General features: G+C 67.5%; 18 protein-coding genes and 2 pseudogenes. 8 read left to right on the forward strand and 12 right to left on the reverse strand.

Annotated features, from left to right (window positions below; genetic code table 11):
- Positions 1–17 precede the first annotated feature (17 nt).
- Complete coding sequence (locus DWB77_RS02530; protein ID WP_120719674.1) at positions 18–1,256, forward strand: hypothetical protein; 1,239 nt, start codon at positions 18–20, stop codon at positions 1,254–1,256.
- Between the two features lie 28 nt (positions 1,257–1,284).
- On the opposite strand, the gene DWB77_RS39590 is transcribed toward DWB77_RS02530, so the two are convergent.
- Positions 1,285–2,351 (reverse strand): IS630 family transposase gene (locus DWB77_RS39590; protein WP_428985090.1). Its coding sequence is split into 2 segments (ribosomal slippage): positions 1,285–1,905 and positions 1,908–2,351, totalling 1,065 coding nucleotides; the frame shifts between segments, so codons are not numbered across the junction.
- A 1,076-nt stretch (positions 2,352–3,427) separates the two neighbouring features.
- Here DWB77_RS39590 and nusG point away from each other — a divergent pair.
- The gene (gene nusG / locus DWB77_RS02545) at positions 3,428–3,610 is read left to right on the forward strand and encodes a transcription termination/antitermination protein NusG (RefSeq protein WP_162952372.1); all 183 of its coding nucleotides are present in this window, start codon (positions 3,428–3,430) and stop codon (positions 3,608–3,610) included.
- Between the two features lie 7 nt (positions 3,611–3,617).
- Here the strand turns inward: nusG and DWB77_RS38660 are convergent.
- Positions 3,618–4,435, reverse strand: a pseudogene (locus DWB77_RS38660) (transposase); the annotation flags it as partial.
- Complete coding sequence (locus tag DWB77_RS39595) at positions 4,422–4,646, reverse strand: Mu transposase domain-containing protein (RefSeq protein WP_428985184.1); 225 nt, start codon at positions 4,644–4,646, stop codon at positions 4,422–4,424. The pseudogene DWB77_RS38660 and the gene DWB77_RS39595, both read right to left, overlap by 14 nt.
- A gap of 85 nt (positions 4,647–4,731) precedes the next feature.
- Between DWB77_RS39595 and DWB77_RS02560 the strand changes: the two genes are divergently transcribed.
- Positions 4,732–5,094, forward strand: a complete 363-nt coding sequence (locus DWB77_RS02560) for a hypothetical protein (RefSeq protein ID WP_246033332.1) — start codon at positions 4,732–4,734, stop codon at positions 5,092–5,094.
- Positions 5,095–5,109: 15 nt separating this feature from the next.
- Here the strand turns inward: DWB77_RS02560 and DWB77_RS02565 are convergent.
- The 5 genes from DWB77_RS02565 to DWB77_RS39215 all read right to left on the reverse strand — a co-directional run bounded on the left by DWB77_RS02565 (position 5,110) and on the right by DWB77_RS39215 (position 9,973).
- Positions 5,110–6,041, reverse strand: a protein-coding gene (locus DWB77_RS02565; protein WP_428985093.1) for an IS5 family transposase whose coding sequence is annotated in 2 segments (ribosomal slippage) — positions 5,110–5,661 and positions 5,664–6,041 — 930 coding nt in all. Because the reading frame shifts where the segments join, the coding sequence is not laid out codon by codon here.
- Positions 6,042–6,591: 550 nt separating this feature from the next.
- Positions 6,592–7,317: an SDR family oxidoreductase gene (locus DWB77_RS02570; protein WP_174248504.1), complete on the reverse strand. Its 726-nt coding sequence runs from the start codon at positions 7,315–7,317 to the stop codon at positions 6,592–6,594.
- Positions 7,318–7,694: 377 nt separating this feature from the next.
- Positions 7,695–8,363 carry a class I SAM-dependent methyltransferase gene (locus DWB77_RS02575; RefSeq protein ID WP_120719677.1) on the reverse strand — a complete coding sequence of 223 codons (669 nt, stop codon included), beginning with the start codon at positions 8,361–8,363 and terminating at the stop codon, positions 7,695–7,697.
- 104 nt (positions 8,364–8,467) lie between these two features.
- Positions 8,468–8,686, reverse strand: coding sequence for a hypothetical protein (locus DWB77_RS02580; protein ID WP_120719678.1), 219 nt, complete (start codon positions 8,684–8,686; stop codon positions 8,468–8,470).
- Positions 8,687–9,538: 852 nt separating this feature from the next.
- Positions 9,539–9,973: a hypothetical protein gene (locus tag DWB77_RS39215; RefSeq protein WP_120727270.1), complete on the reverse strand. Its 435-nt coding sequence runs from the start codon at positions 9,971–9,973 to the stop codon at positions 9,539–9,541.
- Here DWB77_RS39215 and DWB77_RS38360 point away from each other — a divergent pair.
- From DWB77_RS38360 to DWB77_RS38675, 3 genes and pseudogenes are all read left to right on the forward strand, one after another.
- Complete coding sequence (locus DWB77_RS38360; protein WP_216826815.1) at positions 9,972–10,262, forward strand: hypothetical protein; 291 nt, start codon at positions 9,972–9,974, stop codon at positions 10,260–10,262. The two genes, DWB77_RS39215 and DWB77_RS38360, sit on opposite strands and share 2 nt — an antisense overlap.
- A gap of 31 nt (positions 10,263–10,293) precedes the next feature.
- On the forward strand, positions 10,294–10,512 hold the full coding sequence (locus tag DWB77_RS38365) for a hypothetical protein (protein ID WP_216826816.1): 219 nt from the start codon (positions 10,294–10,296) through the stop codon (positions 10,510–10,512).
- A 1,552-nt stretch (positions 10,513–12,064) separates the two neighbouring features.
- Positions 12,065–12,543 (forward strand): annotated as a pseudogene (locus tag DWB77_RS38675) (GNAT family N-acetyltransferase).
- Positions 12,544–12,894: 351 nt separating this feature from the next.
- On the opposite strand, the gene DWB77_RS02615 reads toward DWB77_RS38675, so the two are convergent.
- Both DWB77_RS02615 and DWB77_RS02620 read right to left on the reverse strand, forming a co-directional pair.
- Positions 12,895–13,218 (reverse strand): putative quinol monooxygenase, encoded by a 324-nt coding sequence (locus DWB77_RS02615; RefSeq protein ID WP_120719681.1) that lies wholly within the window; start codon positions 13,216–13,218, stop codon positions 12,895–12,897.
- A gap of 367 nt (positions 13,219–13,585) precedes the next feature.
- On the reverse strand, positions 13,586–14,773 hold the full coding sequence (locus DWB77_RS02620) for a phospholipase D-like domain-containing protein (protein WP_120719682.1): 1,188 nt from the start codon (positions 14,771–14,773) through the stop codon (positions 13,586–13,588).
- Between the two features lie 479 nt (positions 14,774–15,252).
- Here DWB77_RS02620 and DWB77_RS02625 point away from each other — a divergent pair, with 479 nt between their 5' ends.
- On the forward strand, positions 15,253–15,981 hold the full coding sequence (locus tag DWB77_RS02625) for a hypothetical protein (RefSeq protein WP_120719683.1): 729 nt from the start codon (positions 15,253–15,255) through the stop codon (positions 15,979–15,981).
- A gap of 248 nt (positions 15,982–16,229) precedes the next feature.
- Here DWB77_RS02625 and DWB77_RS02630 read toward each other — a convergent pair whose 3' ends face one another.
- Together DWB77_RS02630 and DWB77_RS02635 are read right to left on the reverse strand one after the other, a co-directional pair.
- Positions 16,230–17,483 carry a beta-ketoacyl-[acyl-carrier-protein] synthase family protein gene (locus tag DWB77_RS02630; RefSeq protein ID WP_120719684.1) on the reverse strand — a complete coding sequence of 418 codons (1,254 nt, stop codon included), beginning with the start codon at positions 17,481–17,483 and terminating at the stop codon, positions 16,230–16,232.
- Positions 17,484–17,590: 107 nt separating this feature from the next.
- On the reverse strand, positions 17,591–18,277 hold the full coding sequence (locus DWB77_RS02635) for a lysophospholipid acyltransferase family protein (RefSeq protein WP_120719685.1): 687 nt from the start codon (positions 18,275–18,277) through the stop codon (positions 17,591–17,593).
- A 284-nt stretch (positions 18,278–18,561) separates the two neighbouring features.
- On the opposite strand from DWB77_RS02635, the gene DWB77_RS02640 reads away from it, so the two are divergent.
- Entirely contained in the window at positions 18,562–19,851 is a 1,290-nt protein-coding gene (locus DWB77_RS02640) for a cytochrome P450 (protein ID WP_162952375.1), read from the forward strand.
- Positions 19,852–19,886: the final 35 nt, after the last annotated feature.

A 19,886-nucleotide genomic window follows, 5' to 3' on the forward strand; every position in this document is an offset into this window, starting at 1 on the left:
CCCGGGGGGAGGCTTCCATGAACACGTCCGTACTGGCGCATCTGGCTGCACGGTTCAAAGTGCCGCACCCGGAGACGCTGCTCACCGAAGCCCTGCATTTCGTACTGACCCGACACCCAGCCGCGCGTGAGGCGGTGATCGCACTCCTCGCGACGGATTCGGTGCCCGACGATGTGCGGGACTGGATCAAGTTCACCAGCGAGGCATCCGGCACGGAGCCCAGTGGTCGTGTGGACATCGCCGGGCGGGTCGGCAGCAGAACGTGGCTGTCGATCGAAGGGAAGCTTGGTGCGCCCTTGACTCCCCATCAACCGGTCGAATACGTAAGAGCACTGGAGAAGGGCGGCTCGATCCTGTTCGTGTGTCCAGCCCCGCGTATCCCCCGCCTCCTTGCCGAATTGGCCGCCCGGACCACAAGGGCTGGTCAGTCCTCCCCGGGCGAAGAATGGCGGGCAGGCCGGGCCGGGGACATGTGGCTGACGCTGGCCGAGGGTCGCCGGATGGGCGTTACGTCCTGGCGGTACCTGCTCACCGAACTCGGCGACGCCGTACCCGAATTCGACGGGCCGATGACCTCGGACCTGCACCAACTGGAGGGACTCGTGGCGAAGTTCGAGGACGAGTTGCTGGACTGGACAACGGAGGAGCTGACCTCGGGCGGCCTGGGGGCCACGTTCGCCAAGGCACTGCACACAACACGGGTACTGAGCCGGATCGTCGCCGAGGAACTGGGCACCGCCCACGCCCCGCACTGGCATACGCCCAGCAAGAACGCGGTGCTGCCGTCCTTGGAGCTCTGGGACTGGTATGGCCAGCGATTCCGCGCGGCCGGGTCGGGATTCGCCGTTTGCCTGGAGCCCACCACCTACTGGGGCCTTGAGGGCTGCCGGTCACCTCTGCGCGTGGGCTTCGAAGTCGCCGAGGCGCGGCTCCCGTTGGACCGCTTATACCAGGTTTACCTGCACATGCACGCCCTGTCCGACGGCTGCTTCCACGAACTGTCCCATCCACCGACCAACGCGGTCGACCCTGCGCCCCGGAGCGACGGGTGGTGGCTCCTCCCCTTCCCTCTTCGTCCAGGGCTCGCCGGCGAGGAAGCCGTCGACGAGATGAGGGCCACCGCGCGCACACTCCTCACGCCGCTTCTCAGCGCGGTGCAGGTGCCACCGCTGGTAGGAACGGCGAAGGCGCCAATCCCAGCTTCGTCAACGCCTGGTGACACTCCCAGTGAACCTCTGCCACCTCCGAGCTACTGAGGTTGAACTCGTGGTGTCGTGTCGTTGCTCAGGTGGGTCTGATGCTCAGGCCGGTCTCGGCGAGGCAGCCGTCGATGAGCTCGCTGCGGTACTGGATGTGCCGTAAGCCGCGTCGGATGCGCTGGACGAGGTGTTCGGGGGTGCTGAAGGCGACGTTGGAGAGCCAGCCGCGCCGCAGAAGGGACCAGATCCCTTCGACAGGGTTGAGATCGGGCGCGTAGGGCGGCAGGTAGTAGATGGTCAGCCAGTCCCGGGCTTCGGCGAACTCCCGCAGTCCGGCGGCCTTGTGGACGTTGAGGTTGTCCCAGACGAGCACGATCGGGCCGCCGAGCTGCTGGTGGGCTGCGATGAGCAGGTCGCGGTAGTCGCGCCAGGAGAAGCTCTTGCGTCCGTCGCGTCGGCCGTCGTCCCGGCGCGGCCGGTAGATCAGCCGGGACCGGTGTCCGGGTTTGTAGCAGGTCAGCGCCGCGATGGATATCCGTCTGCGGGATCGGCCCCGCACCCGCACCACCGGAGTCCGGCCGCGCTGCGACCAGGTCCTGGCCTGCGGCGGCGTCATGGAGAAACCGGCCTCGTCCTCGAAGACGAGCCAGGCTCCACGGGCCGCCGCGAGTCTTCCGCGCAGGGCCACACCTCCTTGACCCACCCGGCCACCGCCTCGTCGTCCCGCTCAATCGCCCGGCGGGCCGGCACCTGGCAGGACCAGCCGTTGCGCACCAGCAGCTTGCGCACGCCCTGGACGGTGTAGGTCAGGTGGAAGCGCCTGCCGATCACCGTCTTCACACGGCTCAGAGTCCAGCGTTGATCCTCCCAGCCGTGCGCGGCCGGCCCCTTGGCCAGCTCCGCCTCCAACTGGGCGAACTGCTTCTCACTCAGCCTCGGCAGTGAAGCCGGCCCCTGTGACCGCAGAGCCCGCGGACCGCCCTCGTCCCACAGCTGTCGCCATCGCTGCACCGAGCGGACGCTGACCCTCAGGTCCTTGGCGATCACCGAGCTCGCCTCGCCCTGCGCGAACCTCTCGGCCGCCTTGAGCCGTAACTCCTCGCGAAACTGCTGCCGTTCGGCCGTCAGCCCGCCCCCTTGTGGATACCGCATGCCCCGGTGATACCGCACGGGCGACAAGTAGTCAGCCCCTACGACACCACGAGTTCAACCTCAGTAACCGCCGTACGCCAGCTCGGGCCGCCGCGGGCGTTGTTCCAGCTCTTCCAGCTGGCCGAGATCGCGAGCGCCTGCGGTCGGCAAATTTGGCTTCAGTGTTGCTGACCGCCGATGCTGCGATCCCTGCGTGTTCGCCCGGACTGTCGGAGCCGGACAGCCCTCGCACGGTCCGCTCGGCCCCAATCGCGGTTCTGCACCGCCTCACCGATCGCCACCCAAATCGGGCGGCCGAGGCCGAGGAGTACGTGAACCTGCGCCAATCTCCTTCTCTCCTCGAAAGCGTTGAGGTCTGGGATCGCTGCCTGGCGGGTCTACAGACGGGGGAGTACGAGGTCGACTGCCCGTACTGCGGAATTCGGCGATTGCATGGCGGGCCTGATGGGGCTCGGAGGTGAATGATACGAGCAGGTGGATGACTGTCCCGGCCCGCTCGCAGAGCATCCTGCGGTACGCATCACGGCGGCCCGCGGGGACCAGAACGTCATCTTCGATGAGCACTTCGGTTTCGTAGCATCTAGGGCTTGTGAGCGGCTGACCGGTGACTCGGACGCCGTCTGGGAGTCTGGGAGGCCTACACCGACGCTCGCGCCACCCCCCAGAGCAGAAGGCAGCGAGGACACGGGAGAGTTATTCGGCTTTGGAGCCGCCCAGCAGAAGCGCCGGCGTCTGCCGCGGCGGGCCGCGCTTCATCTCGGTCCTGAGAACAGACCGACTCAACCAGGGGGCAGGTGAGTTCCGGAACCCTTACGTGGCGGGTGGCGCATCAGCAGATACCTCACAACCTGGTAGCGGCCGATCACAGCACGACGAGCCCCCGCTGATCAGAAGCTTTGCGGCCATAACGAACATCAAGTGCTGACCTGAGGTTCATTCTCAGGCTCAGCTTGACCTTTAACCAACTATCGCATCCCGAGCCGGCCGGGGCCGTTCGGGTCCCGTTCCGCCCAAGGGTAGGTTCGCTACTGTCAGCGATGACTGATCGAAGTAGTAGCGCAAAGGGGGCTGGTGTGATGCACGAGACGGACATCGAGATCGGGACTGAGGTGCGGATTACAAGGGGACCGTTCACAGACTTCACGAGCCCTGTCGTGGGTATTGACCATGTTCGGGGCCGTGTCGAATTGACGGTGGACATCTTCGGCGACGCGAACAGGATCGACATCTCCTTTTCGGATGTCGCGAGGATTGTGTGATTGCCCCTTACGGTCTGATCCGGTCGCGTTCACTGATGGTTTCGGGGCGGCGGACGGTGTTACCCACGTCGTAGTCGGTGGCAGGCCGCTGGTTCTTCGAGCCGAGCGGCCTGCCGGGACCCATCCGTGATGGTTTCGGCGCACGGGCCGGACAAGGCAAGGCGGCGCGGAGGTTTCTGAATCCCCGGCGGCCCGGGGCGGGGGTGAGCCTGTTCGGTTCATCGGTCGCTCCCAAGGCCGGCGGATGTCCTCGGCGAGCGGCCGGGCGAGACCGAGCCGGGTGTGCGCGACGATGATCAGCCACATCCAGCGGTCTGCCGCTTCCGGGGTGCGGAGCTTCGGGTGGGTCCAGCCGAGTGTCTGCTTGATCATGCGGAACGTGTGTTCCAGGTCGAACCTCCGAAGGGACGCCTGCCAGCGCAGATCGATGGCGGTGGCAGTCATTGCGGTGGCGGAGGACCACAGCCATAGCGGCAGCGGGTTTCCGCCGCCAGGCAGCCGGTCGTGCTGAGGGTTGACCAATGCCCCTCGATAATGGGGAGTTCGCCGTCGTGGCCGATCCAGGTGGAGCGGGTGGTTAGCCGGGGGTGGATGCGGTCCCGCGCCATCGCGCGTGCGGTGCCGTAGCGGTCGGCGACCTGGACAGTCGCCGCGTTCGGCTCGCCCCCAGGACTCGGGCTTGGCGAAGCGGAACTTCTTGCCGTGCTTCGGCGGCCGCCCGCCGCGGGGATACGCCTCGGCGTACTCCTACTGCGTGGGCGTCGGTCGGCGCATGACACGGTTCGAGCGCATCCGCCCCAGCACCAGCACCTCAACCGGCAGGCTTGGCGATCAGTCGCTCGTGGCGGGCGACCTCCTCCCGGCCGTCGTAAACGACCAGGTGAGACGCGTGTAGCATCGCGCGGACACTCCGACCGATCAGCCGTACCTGCACCGAGTAACGGTTGGTCCGGACGCTGATCTGGCTGTAACGGTCGGCCCCCAGGGTGAAGAGTCGGCCCGTCGCGAACGGCTCATCCGGCAGCGGCGCCAGCAGCGACTGCTCAGCCGTGAAGTACTAGGAGCTGTCCGGTCGATCACAGAGCTCCTCAAGGGGATGGACCTGCCATGCGAGGGGTGTCATGATCACGCTGGCGTCGGGCGTGGGCCCGACCCTGCAGGGAGCGACCGTGAAGCTGTACCTCGCCATACCTCTTGTGCTGATGGCGTTGCTCATCGCTGCCTCCGGCATTGCTGCCGTTTCCCGTGGATGGGTGCTCCCCATGAACCGGCGCCATGTCCGTGCTCCCCAGCTCTACGGCTGGGGGCAGCTCGTGGTGGCCTTCGCGCTGTGCTGGCAGCTGGTGTTCGGACTGGTGATCAGCGACTCCGGCACGCGACCGACAGGGACGCTGATCGGTGGCGTGATTCTCCTGGTTGGCCTCGTAGTCATGATGGTTGGCCAGCTCGCCGGTGGGAACGGCAAGGGCAGGAACACACCGTAGGTCTCGCCCGGGCACTCATGTTCGGAGCCAGATGACGAGGGCTGCTGCGGTTGCGGTTCCGAGGAAGACGTAGCCGCGCTTGTCGTAGCGGGTGGCCACGGCTCTGGCGTGCTTGAGCCGGTTGATCGCCCGTTCGACGGTGTTGCGTTTCTTGTACCGTTCTTCATCAAAGCCAGGTGGCCGTCCGCCGCATGACCCTTTGCGCAGGCGGGCGGCCTGGCTGTCGGTCTTCTCCGGAATCGTGTGCCGGATGCCCCGGCGCCGCAGGTACTCGCGGCACGGGCCGTTGCTGTAACCCTTGTCCGCCGCGAGGCTGTCAGGCTTCCTGCGCGGCCTGCCCGACCCGATCCGCGGGACGCGAATCTTCTCCAACACGGGCTTGAACTGCGTGCAGTCCGCCCGCTGTCCCGGTGTGACGATGAGGGAAAGCGGGCGGCAGCGGCCGTCTGCGCTCAGGTGGAGCTTGGTGGTGAACCCGCCCCGCGAGCGGCCCAGGCCCTCACCTCCTGCACCACCTCCACCAGGCGGGCGACGAGGCTCTGCCACGGCGTTTCGCCCTGGTGTTCTGCCGCTGCGTCCCCCTTTGAGGCGGGAGCCGGCGGTGGTTCGGTGCGGGCGCCAGCGGCGTGCTGATGCGCCCGCACGATGGTGGAGTCAACCGAGATGTCCCAGTCGATCTCTCCGACCGCATCGGCCTCGGCCTGGACCTGCTGGAGCAAGCGTTCCCAGGTTCCGTCGGCCGACCACATGCGGTGGCGTTCATAGACCGTCTTCCACGGGCCGAACCGTTCAGGCAGGTCACGCCACTGAACGCCGGTCCGCACCCGGTGCAGAATCCCGTCGATCACCTGCCGATGGTCCCGCCACCTGCCACAACGCCTGTTGCTGACCGGAAGGAACGGTCGCAGCCGTTCCCACTCGGCATCCGTCAAATCGCCCCGCCCCATGTCCACATCAACGACACAGGCGCGGAGTAGTCACATGATCGACCGGACAGCTCCTAGCCGATTGTGCGCGGACGGGACGGGATCCACGTGCGTTGTCCGCCTCCTCCCACCGCTCAAACACTGCGTTGAGCTGGGCGAGGGTGCCGACTCATCAACGTGTGGCGACTCGACCCCGAACGCCCCCGGACCGCGGTCAACAGATATGCGCCGCATGTGCCGGTCCTTGCGTATGCACAGCCTCACCTTGTAGTGGAACTGGACGGCATAGTGACGACCCGCGTGGACGCGCAGCTCTGGCATGTCCGCAGACTGTCACAGCCCCGCCTCGGGGTCTCGTGAGCATCCAGCTCAGCACCTGACCTGGACGTCAACCGGCCTTTACGGGACAGCTCTTAGCCTGCTTAGCCTGCCGCACGGCGACACCCCGCGGGGTTGGCAAAGTCCTGGAATTGCGGGAGAGCCCGCTGCTCGACCTCAGCTGGCGGCAGCTCAGCCGCCGCGCCGCCGGGGCGTGCGGCTTCCAGCATTCGTTTGTGGAGGGCCTGCGGAGTCAGGCCAGTCCGCCCGTCGCCCGCAGGTTCTGGCCGGTGATCCACCTGCCGTCCGGACCCGTGAGGAACGCGACGACAGCGGCGACGTCGGATGCCTCCCCGAGGCGGCCGAGAGGTGTCATGCCGGCGACTGCTCGAAGCGCCTCTGCGGGATTGGCGCCACGGAGCATGTCCGTGTCCGTCGCGCCGGGAGAGACGACGTTGACCGTGATGCCCCGGGGCCCGAGCTCCCGGGCGGCGACCGCGGTCAGTTGCTCGATCGCGCCTTTGCTGGCGGCGTACGGCCCAATACCAGGCACGGGACGCACGGTGTTCATGGTGGAGATGTTCACGATCCGCCCGCCATCGCGCATCTGCCGGGCTGCGTAACGCATCGTCAGGAAGACCGATCTGGTGTTGATCGCCATCACGCTGTCGAACACCTCCACCTCGGTCTCGGCGAGCGGGACCGGGCTGAAGGCCATAGCCGCGTTGTTGACCAGGATGTCCAGACCGCCGAGATGCGCCTGCGCGGCTTCCATCAGCCGCTCCGGCGCGTCCGGGTTCTTCAGATCAAGGCACACCGCCCGGACGCTGCCACCGACCGCCTCAACGGCGCGCACCACATCGGCCGCGGCTTCCTTACTCGTGGCGTAGTTGAACACTACGTTCGCCCCGTCACGGCACAGGCGTTCAACAATTGCCCGGCCGATCCCGCGGGATCCGCCCGTGACGACGGCCGTCATGCCTTTGAGCACTGTTCCTCCACGTCGGCGAGAAAACGATCCGGGGCCTTCGAACGTACTGGCGCCACCGCTCCCGCTCAACGGCCTTCGCTCCATGGCCCACGCCCCGGTCGGGCCCCTCGGTGCGCAACGCGGTGTGCCACGCGGACGGTCGTACGAACCGTATTGCCTCTCGCGAACCCGCGAACTCGCGAATTGGGAGACCGAGTCCGCACCGTCCGGCCACCGTTCGGTGTGTAACTCCCCGGTAGCCGGGGCGGCGTCGCCACGTCCGGCGAGTCCGGCGCGGCGTAGTGAACTCGTCGCCGATTGCGGCGGGTAGGCATGAGGACTTGCCATCCCGGCCGAAGGACCTGCGCTACTTCAACGCGTGATCGTTATTCGGGACGTTTGGCCATGACGACCAGGCCGGGGCCGCTGTACTCCGTCGGAGGGAGCCGCAATTCGGCGACCGGGTTCAGGCCGGCCTGCTCGATCAGGTTGACGAGTTGTTCCGGCCGCCACTTATGGGTCGTCCAGCGGACGGGTACGCCTCCGTAGGCCTCGGTGCGCACCGCGTCCTCGTCGCCTACGTGCGTTGCGGTGATGAGGTGTCCGCCCGGTTTCAACGCGTGCGCGAACAGGGCGAGGACCTGGGGAAGGACGTCACGGGGGAGGTTGAACAGCGACCACCACCCGAGCACGCCGCCCAAGGATGCTTCGCCGAGATCGAGCTCGGTGGCGGAAGCGACAGCGAAACGGCACTCCGGATGGAGGCGGCGCGCGTTCTCGATCATGCGGGGAGAGAGATCCACCCCGGACACGTCGAGTCCGCGTTCGGCGAGGTAGGCGGTAACTGTTCCGGGCCCGCAGCCGACGTCGAGGACGGGCCCGAGGCCGCGCACGGTGTCGGCGAAGGCGTCGATCGACGCCTTGAGCCACGGATCCCTGCGGATGTCGCCGATTCCAGTCGTCACGACCATGTCGGCGTAGTTGTCGGCTACCCGGTCGTAGGACTCACGTACGACGTCGAGATCGGCGGGGCGGTCAATAGGGTGTGCGCGCATCGGCCAACCATAGGCCCACTCGCGGGACTTGGGGACGGCGAAGCGGTCAGCACCAAGCCGTTCCTTTACGGCCCGGCCGACCTCCTGAAGCACTTCGGGGGCGCTTACCCCTCGAGCCAGGTCATGAAGCGCGTCCGCTCTTCGCCGCACCGGCCGCCACCGCCGGAGGCTTGGGCGCTGTTTGGGCTGTAGGTGGAGCCGTACGCTCCGGAGGTGAGCGCGCAAGCTTCCCGGACCGGCCGCAGCGCGTAGTAGCTGAACGCGATCAGCGCTACCACCAGGACGGTGGCCAGCCAGTAGCGGCGGGCTATGGGGGAAGGCATGCCGTGATGCTATGCCCCGCCACGCTCACACCGAGCCGCACACTTGGGAATCCCCTACCTGCTACTGCGCCGTTTCCGCCCACCGTGCCGCACGGCGGCGCCACATAGCACGTGTGTCGGACGGGTCCGGGTCCGAGCCCGCGGTGGTTCTCCAACGAATCGGTGCGTGCTAGCGGGTGAGGTGTGTTGGCCTTGCTCACGGCTGCCTTCAGATGGTGGCTGTGTGGTCGGAGACACGGCCATCGTGGCGCGGTAGGTGTCGGGGAGGCGGTCGCGGGGGGGTGGGTCCAGCCCTGGAGCTGTTTCCAGCTTTTGTGGTCGGCGAGGGGGTGTTCGACCGCGAGGTGCCGGCCGCGATCGACTTCGTCCCCAGCCCCGGCTGCACCTGGCGCCGACTCCCACCGGCCTTCGGACCCCGCTGGCAGAGGGTCTACCCCGGTTTGCCCCCAGGAGCCGGGACCGAGTAGCCGACTCGCAGGTCTGGTACAGGCGCCTCAGCATCCGAGACGTAAAGGAGAAGGCGGGCCCCGCGCGCTTGACGTGAACAGCGCGCCTCCATCCGTCCGATGCGGTTCGAGCGACTGGGCGGCTGAGCCAACAGGACCACCATCGTCCACCCCCAGTCAACACGGGGACATCGCGCTCCTACGTCACAATCACCCATGGTTCTGGCAGTCGTGAGAAGTTCGCCCTCTCAATGTGCCGATGCGTCACGGCAGATACGGATCCTCTGGTGGCTGTCGTGAACGCTGACCTGGTAGTCGACATCGGCGTACGCCGGCCACGGCCCCTCCACCGCCGGCCAGCCGAGGTCAGCGAATGACCGCTCCGTACGGCGCTGTCCGCGCATCTTCATGAAGGCGACGCCGGTGACAAGGCGGCCTCGCCGCCTCCGTGTCCGTCGGCGACGAGGCGGAGCAGGGCGTCGTGGCCGAAGGGCCCGTAGAGCGGGGTGACGAGCACGGCGTCGGGTGCGGCCTGGTCGAGCCAGGCTTGCGGGACCTGCCGGACGGCCGCTGTGGAGATGATCCTGGTGTACGGCCCGCGGGCGGGATAACCGGCTTCGCCGTCGCCGGCCACGACCGTCGGGTACAGCCCGAGGGTGGCGAGCGACTGTCGGGCACGGTCGGCGAGCTCTTCAGCCGGCGGAGAAGTAGGAAGTAGCGGGGGCGGTTGGCCGCGCTTCGAGCCCGTAGGGCACGGCTCTTCGCCCGCTTCGCCAGCCGCGGCACCGGGCTCAAACCCGGGCACCTCGTCTGCTGGTCCGTGCCGCACCGCCATGCCCATGGCCTCACCTTCGGCACCGCCCGCTGGACGGGCCCGCAGGGCACCATCGACAGCGACATACGCTGGGGCCGACGCACGCCGCCTCCTCTACCACGACGCCCTGCCCACCGCGGATCGCATCGCCGGACTGCTGATGATCCTCGACGCACAGAAGATCTCCACCATCAGCCAACTCGCCGTGGACGCCGTCAACATCACCGGGGAGACCGTCGCGATCACCTTCGGGACTTCGCCGGTCGTCCTCCCCGTGCCGCTGGTCACCCTGGTCCGCGAACTCATCGCTAACTGACGAGGCAAAGCCACGGTCGACACACCGAATATTGGCCCCCTGGCTCATTCCCGGAGGCCAGCCGGGACGCCCGCTCAGCGACAGTCAGATCGGCCAGCGGCTCCACAAGATCATCATCCACCCCCCACGGGCCCGCCCCACAGCCCTGTTCACCCTCGCCGCGGAACTCCCCGCCGCGATCCGCGCCGGGATGCTCGGCGTCCACATCCTCTTCGCCGTCCAGTGGCAGAAGGCATCCGGCGGCGAATAGGCCGCCGGAGGTCAGCAGTCTGACAGCTCATCTGGAAATGCTGGTCGGCCACCTGCAACCCAGCCGCGAACGAGATCAGCTGCGCGCCTGGGCCGAGACACGCCAGCACCTGCCCTGATCTAGGGCGGCAGTTCACCGCACTCCCTCGACGCCGACCCCAGAGTTCCGAGAATCCTGCGTCCGTTGCCCGGTCCTGATCGTCACCCCGGACGAGAAGCCTTGCCTCGAAGAGATCCGCGACAACCCGAAAGACAAGGTCGCCCAGATCAAAGCCCAGCACCAGAGACTGAAGCAGTCCCCCGTATTCCTGGGCCGACCCAGCCTCTCCCAGCTCACGCCCGGCACCGGCGAAGCCACCGGGAGCGGCCGGGGGGGCACACGGCCCCGGCTTCCGTAGCCGCTCCCGACCAACCCTCAGTTCACAGAGCAGCACGCTTGCGTCCGACGTAGCTCTACGCGGAAAATCCGCCGTGCTGGCGCTCGCATGTGTCGTACTGCAAGTGCAGCCGACGGAGGTCGTGCAGCGCAGCAACGGGGAATGGGTGCTGAACCCACTTCGCCCTGTACCCGTCCTCCCCGTGGAGTCGGACCGCCGCTCGAGCAGCCGCCAAGACAACGTGCCCACGAAGGCTGAGGGATTGAGTGGAGGTCCACGAGAGTGCGGCTGGCTGGTCCGGCGCGTCGAAGCCCGTGGACATGTCGGGAAACCGGTAGATCGCGACTTGAACGTCTAAGCCTCTGCGGTGGAGCCCCCCTCACTTCGACTGGCTGAAGATCGAAACGCGATGTGGCAGGTTGCCCAACCACTACCACTGAGTTCCCAGCTGAACTCAAGGTGACTCATTCCCCCGCTGCCAGTGGTCCACTTACGAAGACGGTACTGCGGCGTTGAGGGCAGCCCTCCCCCCTCCCTGCGCGCCAACTAGCCGCTATACGTATAGGGCAGAGAAGGCACACCGCACGTGATCGCCGCATCAGCATCCACGGCACCCTCACCGGGCCCCGAGCGGCTTTCACCCAGGGCTTTCACCCCAGTGCGGTGTCTGCGGGATCTCACGGAGCAGGAACGCGTCTGTGAGCTGTGGTGATCAGGCTGCGGATGCTCGGTTCTGCCGCAGTCGCGGAGGCACTCGGGAGGTGAAGGAGCCAGGGTTGGCCTGATCGTCACTCCCCTGCTGGGGCAATCGATCACTGGTTTTAGTTCAGGGTGAGAAGCACTTCGTCGATCTCGTCATCTCGAGCTTGGGCGAAGCATGTGCCATGTCGGGTGATGACAAAGCCGCACTCTTCCAGTCGCGGATCAAGCCTGCGTTATCGGCCGCCGCGCGAGCATGCAGCGGTCGAGTGCTGACTCTGGTCGAGAACCTGGCGCTTCGTCGAGCGCGTCTCTGGCGACTGGTCAAACACAGGGAAGTAGGTGCTCTCCGGGTGAAGAAGCGTAACGGGTCGTCTCCGTAAGGGAGAATGCGCCATGGACCGCTTGTTGTGGCCGCGTACGCCGGGTGATTATTGATCTTCTCGTGCGGGTGGGATCTCTGATGGGGGTTGTCCGATGGCCAGTCACGTCGCTCTCGATGGTGCGCTGACTCGCCTCGTCCCGACCACCGAGAACGATCTCGATTTGCTGGCCTCATGGTTCGCAGACTCCGACTTCGTAGAGCATTGGGGTGGGGTGCCGCTGTCACGGCAAGAGGTCGCCGAGAAGTATGTGGGGCGGCGCCGCCCGCAGGTGGAGTCCTTCCTGGTACTCGCCCAGGGCACAGCGGTGGGTTACGCGCAGTATTGGCACTCTGATGCGACCGAGGGCGGCATCGACTTGGTGCTGACCTCTGGGGCCCGGGGCCGGGGTCTGGGGCCGGATGCGGCTCATGCATTGGTCACACATCTGTGTTCGGAACGTGGATGGCGGCGCGTAACCGTCGATCCCGCATCAACCAACCTCCGGGCTGTGCACGCTTGGGAGAAGGCCGGCTTCCAACGCCTGGCGCAGGAAGGCCCAACCTCCTCATGGAGTGGCGCCCGGCAGGATGACCCTGCCTACGCGACCACGCAAAGTGGGCCAGAGCCCGTTCCCGTGCACAAAGCCAACGAGTCGTACCCGCATGTTCAAGTCGAGGATGGCGGCCCGTGCAGTGGACAGGCCGGGGTGGTTCTGGTGAAGACGGTCCGCAAAACAGGCCTGAACACTGCGACATCTGCCACGCATCTCGTGACGCAAGCCGCAGGCGGTGCACGATCCGGGCAAGTTACGTCGGTGATCACTAAGCGGACAGGAATGTCCGATCAATTGACCAACCCATCAACGGTTACGTACTTGGCCCTGCGCGCCGTATCCATACAGGTTGAGGATGGTGGTGAGGTGAGCCGCAGCGTGAACTCTGACTAGCGCGGCGACAGCTCACCCATCGCACTCCAACCCTTGTTGGGCGCCTCGGTGCTGATGATCTGCGGAGTGGTCTCGATGGCACCGGCCATGGTGTCCATGGCAGCGCGGAAGTGCTGGGAGTTGACGTGTGCGTCTCCCGCCTCGCGGTCGGCGAAGCCCTCAACGAGGACGAACTCGCGAGGGTTGTCCACGCTGACCGACCACTCGAAGAAGAGGTTGCCTGGCTCATCACGTGTGGCCCGCGTGAATTCATCCACCAGCGACAGCCACTCGTCCCGGTACTCGGGCCGGACGGTGAACTTGACGACAATAAGGATCATGCTACTGCTCCCTGTGTTGGGGATGGTTGCGCTGGACATCAGTGCGTTACCAGGCGCCCGAACATGATCAGTCTTCCCAAGGCAGCCGCCGAAACACGGGCACTCCCCCGCTCGCGAAAAGCAATTCACCCCCACGAGGGGAGGGCAGCTACTCCCCGCGGTGCACAAGGTGTGGCTAAGGGTTGCTTATTGCAGAAGATCCGCTTCGGGCAGGCCAGATCGGTGTCTGGGCCGCTGTTTCACCGGGCCAGGGCGAGGTCGTGCACGGCGACGATGGCCTCGCCGGTCATGACCTCGCCCTCGAGCGCGTCGCCGCACTGCGGCCCGCGGACCACGACGAAGTCGCCCCTCTGCTGGACCAGTTGACCTACAGGAACCGCCGGATGGGAAGGACCGCGGCCTCCCGTGCGCGTTGCAGTGCGGCGCGATGCTTCCACCGGGCCTCGTCGATGGCTGTGCTGCGTTCGAGGTCGGCGTCGAAGTCCTGGTCCAGGCCGGCGGTGAAATCCTCGTCGAGGACGGCGAGCATGACTTCCTCGTCGTGGTCCATGGAGCGCCTGTTGAAGTTGGTCGACCCGATCAGGGACGCCACCCCGTCCACAGTGATGATCTTGGCGTGCATCATGGTCGGTTGGTATTGGAAGATCGATATGCCGGCTTCCAGTAGCTTCGTGTAGTGGTGCTGGCCGGCGAGTTGGCAGGCGCGCTGATCGGTGTGCGGGCCGGGCAGCACGATCTCGACCGTCACTCCCCGGCGCGCAGTCGCACAGAGCAGGTCGACGAAGTAGGTGTCCGGGGCGAAGTAGGCGGTGGCCAGGCGGAAGCGGCGCTCGGCGGAGGTGAGCATGACGCGCATGAGGGTCTGCATGTCCTGCCAGCCAAAGCTGGCGGAGCCCCGTACCACCTGCACGATCGACGTACCGGGCTGGGCATGTTCGATGAAACGGTCTCGCTCGTCGTAGAGGTCGTCGTGACATTCTGCCCAGTTCTGCGCGAAGGCCGCCGCGATGCCGTCCACGGCTGGTCCCCGTACTTTGACGTGGGTGTCGCGCCACTCGTCGGGGTTGCGGGCATTGCCACACCATTCCTGGGCGATGCCGACGCCGCCGGTGAAGGCGGTGTGCTCGTCGACGATCAGTGCTTTACGGTGACAGCGGTGGTTCTGCTTGAGCGGGGAAAGCCACAGCGGCTTGCGAAACCAGGCGACATGCACGCCGGCGGCGTCCATCTCGTCCAGTAGTTGCTGTTCGATCTCCTTGGCACCGAACCCGTCCAACAGCAGCCGTACGCGTACCCCGGCTCGGGCCCGCTCGGCGAGAGCGGCGGCGAAGTCCCGGGCTATCTGCCCCCGCCAGTACACGAACGTCATCATGTCGACGGTGTGTTCGGCGCCTCGGACGGCCTCCAGCATGGCCGGGAAGATCGCGTCCCCGTTGCGCAGCGCTACGAGTTCGTTTCCTTCTGTGGCAGCCACGCCGATCAGGCGCTCCAGTCGGCGGCGCAGCCGTTGAATCTCGGCCGGAACAGCATCGGAGCGTATGTCGATCGCAGTCACTGTTCTTTTCCTCAGCAGGGTCTGTCGGCGAACTCGTCGGGCGGCTAGGTGGGTGGCAGCACGTTATCCAATGCGCCGGCTCGCGCCGTACGCCTTACTCTCACGTGCCGAGGATGTCTTGGGCAGCGCTGAGGTTACAGCGACCCTGGTTGGGGCGCCGACAGGCCATGTCCGCATCGATCACTACAGCGCCGTGTACCTGGCCGCCGCGGGCCACCCCGTCCCTCGAAGAGCGATGCGGGCTGCCCGGTGCCATGACGGAGCAAGCCGCGGTGCTGACCTCGGAGCTGCCAGACCCGACGACCGGACTGGCCACCAGTCAAGGCAACGACCGTTGCAGCATTCCTTATCCGGAATGAATGCCACCGCGTGATCCCGTGGATTGCGGGGGTAGCGGAAGGTGCATGGTGGCCGCTGGGGCCACACACGCATCACACGTGGCACCCGCGGGTGCCCGTCAACGGGAGGGGTGTTCGCGAATGCGCGGCACACGCACGTCTGTAGCAGCGGCGACCCTGGGGTTCTTGTGCCTGGCGGGAACCACCGCCTGTGGCGGGGACGACGACGAGGCCTTCAAGGGGCAGAGCGCCGACCAGATCGCGGCGAAGGCGGTCGAAGCCACCCGCCAGGCCGAATCCATGCACATCAAGGGCAATATCACCCAGTCCGGCGGGCAGAAGGTGGCCATCGATCTCGCCGTCGACAGCCAGAAGAACTGTCAGGGCACCGTCACCAACGCCCAGGCAGTAACCGACGTCCGGCACAAGGACGCAACGCTCTACCTCAAGGGCAACACCGCCTACTGGCAAGCCAGCCTCAAACAGCAGCCGCAGGCAGAGAAGACGGTGCCGAAGCTCGCCGACAAGTGGGTGCGCATGCCTGCCAACGATGACCAACTGACCGGGCTGTGCGACAAGCAGGGCCTGCTGGCGGCGATGGACGAAGACAAGTCCGAGCGTGAGGGGATGTCCCGCGGCGACTCCACCACCATCGAGGGCAAGAAGGCGCTGGAACTGACGAAGCAGAAGGACGGCAAGACCCAGTCACTGTTCGTCGCCACCGAAGGCAAACCCTTCATCCTCAAGGCCACCACCTCCGGCGCCTCCCCCGAGACCACCCTCTTCACCGACTACAACAAGCCCGTCAATCCCCCGCAGCCCCCCGCCGACCAGACCGTCGACCTCAAGCAACTCGCGACACAGAAGTAACCCACCCACCCCGCTCCCCTGCCGTCAAGGCACCTTCCGGCCGCGATCGATGTCCCCCTCCATCACACCGAGGATCATCAATCGCGGCTGGAAGCCACCAAGACTCGCCAACTAGCGGGCCCCCGACGGCAGATGGCGTTTCGGTAAGGCCAGGAAGCCTGGGGAGGTCGACGGGCCTCGTATGGTGTCCACAGATCTGCCACGGTTCACAAGGAGCAAACGGCGGGACGCCATAATGCGCGGCGCCCTCAGGGGGCCGTCGTGAAGGCGAGTACGGCGTTCTGGCCACCGAAGCCCAAGGAGTTGCTGACGGCGGCTTCCATTCGCAGTGGGCGGGGCACCTTGGCGACCACATCCAGGTCCAGCGTCGGATCGAGGGTGTCGAGGTTGGCGGTGGGTGGAATCAGCTGGTGTTGCAGGGTGAGCACGGTGCACGCCGCTTCGATGGCACCCGCGCCGCCGATGGCATGTCCGATGGTGCTTTTGACGGCGGTGACGGGCGGAGGCCGCCGGAAGACCTGGTGCAGCGCGTTGTGCTCGGCTGCGTCTCCTTGCGGGGTGGCGGTGCCGTGTGCGTTGACATGGTCGATGTCTTGCGGGGTCAGGCCGGCGTCCGAGAGAGCGGCGCGCATAGCCCTGGCGGCGGCGTCGCCGTCGGGCTGCGGGGCGGTGAAGTGGTGGGCGTCGCAGGAGGCTCCGTAACCCGCGAGCAAGGCTTGGGGGCGGGCGCGCCGCGCCCGGGCATCCTTGATGCGTTCCAGGACGAGGACGGCCGCTCCCTCGCCGAGGACGAAGCCGTCGCGGTCCCGGTCGAACGGGCGGGAGGCGGTCGCGGGACTGTCCGCGCGGCGCGAGAGAGCGCGCATCTGGGCGAAGCAGGCTGCGGTCATGCGCAGGCGTGCCGACTCGCTGCCGCCGGCCAGGACCACGTCGCAGCTGCCGGAGAGCAGCCAGTCACGTCCCATTCCGATCGCGCTGGCGCCGGAGGCACAGGCGGCGCTGACCACCAGGTTGGGCCCTTGCGCACCGAGATCGAGGGCGATCTCTGCGGCGGCCATGTTCGGCAGGCTGCGGGGAAGGGCCAGGGGTGAGAGGCGTTCGGGAAGGTGGGCTCCGAGCCGGTCGAACTCGGCCTGCCAGTTCTGTATGGAACCCATGCCGACACCCATCACCACGCCGATACGGGCCCCGTCCCAGCCGTTGGGCATCAGGCCCGCGTCGGAAACCGCCTCCCGGGCGGCGAGCAGCGCGAAAATCGTGAAGCGGTCGAGGCGTCGGGCGAGTCGGTGACCGAGCAGACCGGCCGCGTCGAGGCCGGGCACCTGGCAGGAGAAGGCCACGGGCAATCCGCTGAGGTCGGGGTCGGTGGTCGCCGTGGACAGTCCGGCCTTGAGGCCCGCCCACGCAGTCTCTCTGCCAATGCCAGCGGGGGTGACGAGTCCCAGTCCGGTGACGGCCACGGGGGCGCGCCGCGCGGGGCCATGTGCTGTCACGAGGTGCATGGGGTCATTGTCCGGGCAGGGGCAGGGGCAGCGAGGACACCGCAACTCGTTCGGCTCAGGCGGCGGGAGCCGCACCACCCGTACGAGGGAAAGGTGGTGCCCCCTCATCAGCCCTGGTCGTGCGGGGCCGGGTCTTCGCTCGGCAGCCCGCCCCGGAGCCCGTGCACCGCGCGGGACCAGGTGACACCGAGTGCGGCCTCCAGTTGTTCCATCGGCTGGTCCGAGGCGTCGAGCCGAAGCCCCGGACCGATGTGCACATGGACGCGCGGCCGGCGCACCGGCGCGGTGGCCCAGCCCGCCAGTTGCTTGGCCCGGCTCCCCGAAGCGACCTTGCGGGCACCCGCGTGCCCGATCGGGATCACGGGCGCACCGATGGACAGCGCGAGCCGGACGACACCGGTCTTGAGAGGGCCGGGCGGCCGGTCGTGGGAGGTGTGATGGCGGGGCAGGCCCCCTTCGGGGTAGATGAGTACGCTGCGCCCCCCGGCGAGTGCCTCGGCGGCGTGGTGCAGGGCGTCCCCGGCGCGGCGGCTCCCCCTGTGCACCGGCACGTATCCCTCCCGGGTGAGGGCCCGTGACAGCAGAGGTACCCGCCATAGTCCGGCTGTGGCCAGCACGGCGGGCCGCAGGCCGAGTCGGTGCAGGGTGCCGATCAGCAGAACCGGGTCGAAGAACGAGGTGTGGTTGGCGGCGAGGACACACCCGCTGTCCGTGGCCCGGCTCAGGTGCTCGACACCGCTCACCGTCGTGTCGCTGAAAACGGGCACCAGGGATCCGGCCCATGCGGACAGCATCCGGGCCCTCCTTTTCCGACGAATATGACGAACGTGCGGCGGGTCGCTGCAAGGGATGCGGCGGCAGGGCGGACGGCAGACCGAGTACTGCGCGCGGCGGGGGCCCGGATGGAGCCCCGCCCGCCAGGATGCGCTCGAATCCCGGCGGCCGCCAGGACCGGTTGGCGTGGATGGGCCCGGCCGCGCCACGATCCTCACACCGGCTCGGCTCGTTCGCACGGTGACACTGCCCCGGATGCCTGCCCGACGTGCGACGCCCGCCGTCCGGTGGGTCAATGGCGGTCATGGACTTCCTCACCGCGTACGACGCGCTCCCGGAGGATGACGTCCCGCGGCGGGTGGCCCTGCTGCGGAAGAGCATGGCAGCCGACAAGGCAGCCCTGTTCACCGAACTGCGGGCACACCGGCCGGTGTTCAGCACCCCCGTGGGAGTGTTCGTCACCCGGCACCCAGACGTTCTGGAGGTGTTGTCGGCGCCCGAGACGTTCACCGTCGGCGTGTTCGGGCCGGTGTTGGAGGAGGTGCTCGGTGCACCCTTCGTCCTCGCCCGGGACGGCGCCGACCTGCACTGGCGTGAGCGCGGATACGGGCAGATGCTCCTGGCGGCCGAGGACGCGCCCCGGGTACGCGAGCTGACGGCGCGGGTCGCCGACGCCGTCCTGGACGAGGCTCTCGCCCAAGCGGGCGACACCTTCGACCTGATCCAGGAGTACGCCCGTCGTGCCGCCGCCCAGGTGGCCATCTCCTACCTGGGCTTGGACGGCGTCGACGAGGGGGCCCTGCATTCCTGCACCCGCCGCATGCAGTGGGCGTTCGCCGTCAATCCCGACCGCGACCCGGCGATCCACGCGGCCGGGGTGGCAGCCGGGCGCGAGCTGCACGAGCGGGTGGACGAGGTGATCTCCCGGCGTCGGGCCGCGTCCGAGGACGGCGGCGACGGGTCCCCCGACGTCCTTGGCCGGATGCTACGCATGCGGCTGCCCGCCGAGTACGGCTTCGACGACGAGCGGATCAACGCCAACCTGGCCGGCTATCTGACGGGTTATCAGCAGAACGCCACGCAGTGCACGGCCACCGCGCTCAAGGAGCTCGCGCTGCGCCCCGAGGCGCTGGCCGAGGCCGAGCGGGCGGCGGGCGCGGGCGACCCGGAGCGCTTCGACGCCCATGTCTGGGAGGCGCTGCGGTTCCACCCGTTCGTGCCCGTCACGCCCCGGCTGTGCCTGCGCGACCATGTGCTGGCCGCCGGGACGCCGCGACAGACGGTGATCCCGGCCAAGAGTGTGGTGCTGGCCTGCTTCGCGTCCGCCATGTTCGACGAGGAGGTGCTGGACGCGCCCGGCGAGTTCCGCCCCGGCCGCCCGCCTGCGCACAACCTCGTCCTCGGGTACGGCGCCCATGACTGCCTCGGGAAGTACGCCGCCCAGGTGATCGTGCCGGAGCTGGTGCGACGGGTGCTGCTGCGTCCCGGTGTGCGTCCGCTACCCGGCGGTGAACGCGCCCTCGACTACGCGGGCACCCCGTTCCCGCAGCACTACCCGGTGAGTTCCGGCCGTCGGGCCGTACCCGCGGTCTGACCGCCGCCCACCGCACCGCCCCGCGCACCCGGAGG

Source organism: Streptomyces hundungensis, from assembly GCF_003627815.1.
In the GTDB taxonomy this organism is placed as follows: Bacteria; Actinomycetota; Actinomycetes; order Streptomycetales; family Streptomycetaceae; genus Streptomyces; species Streptomyces hundungensis_A.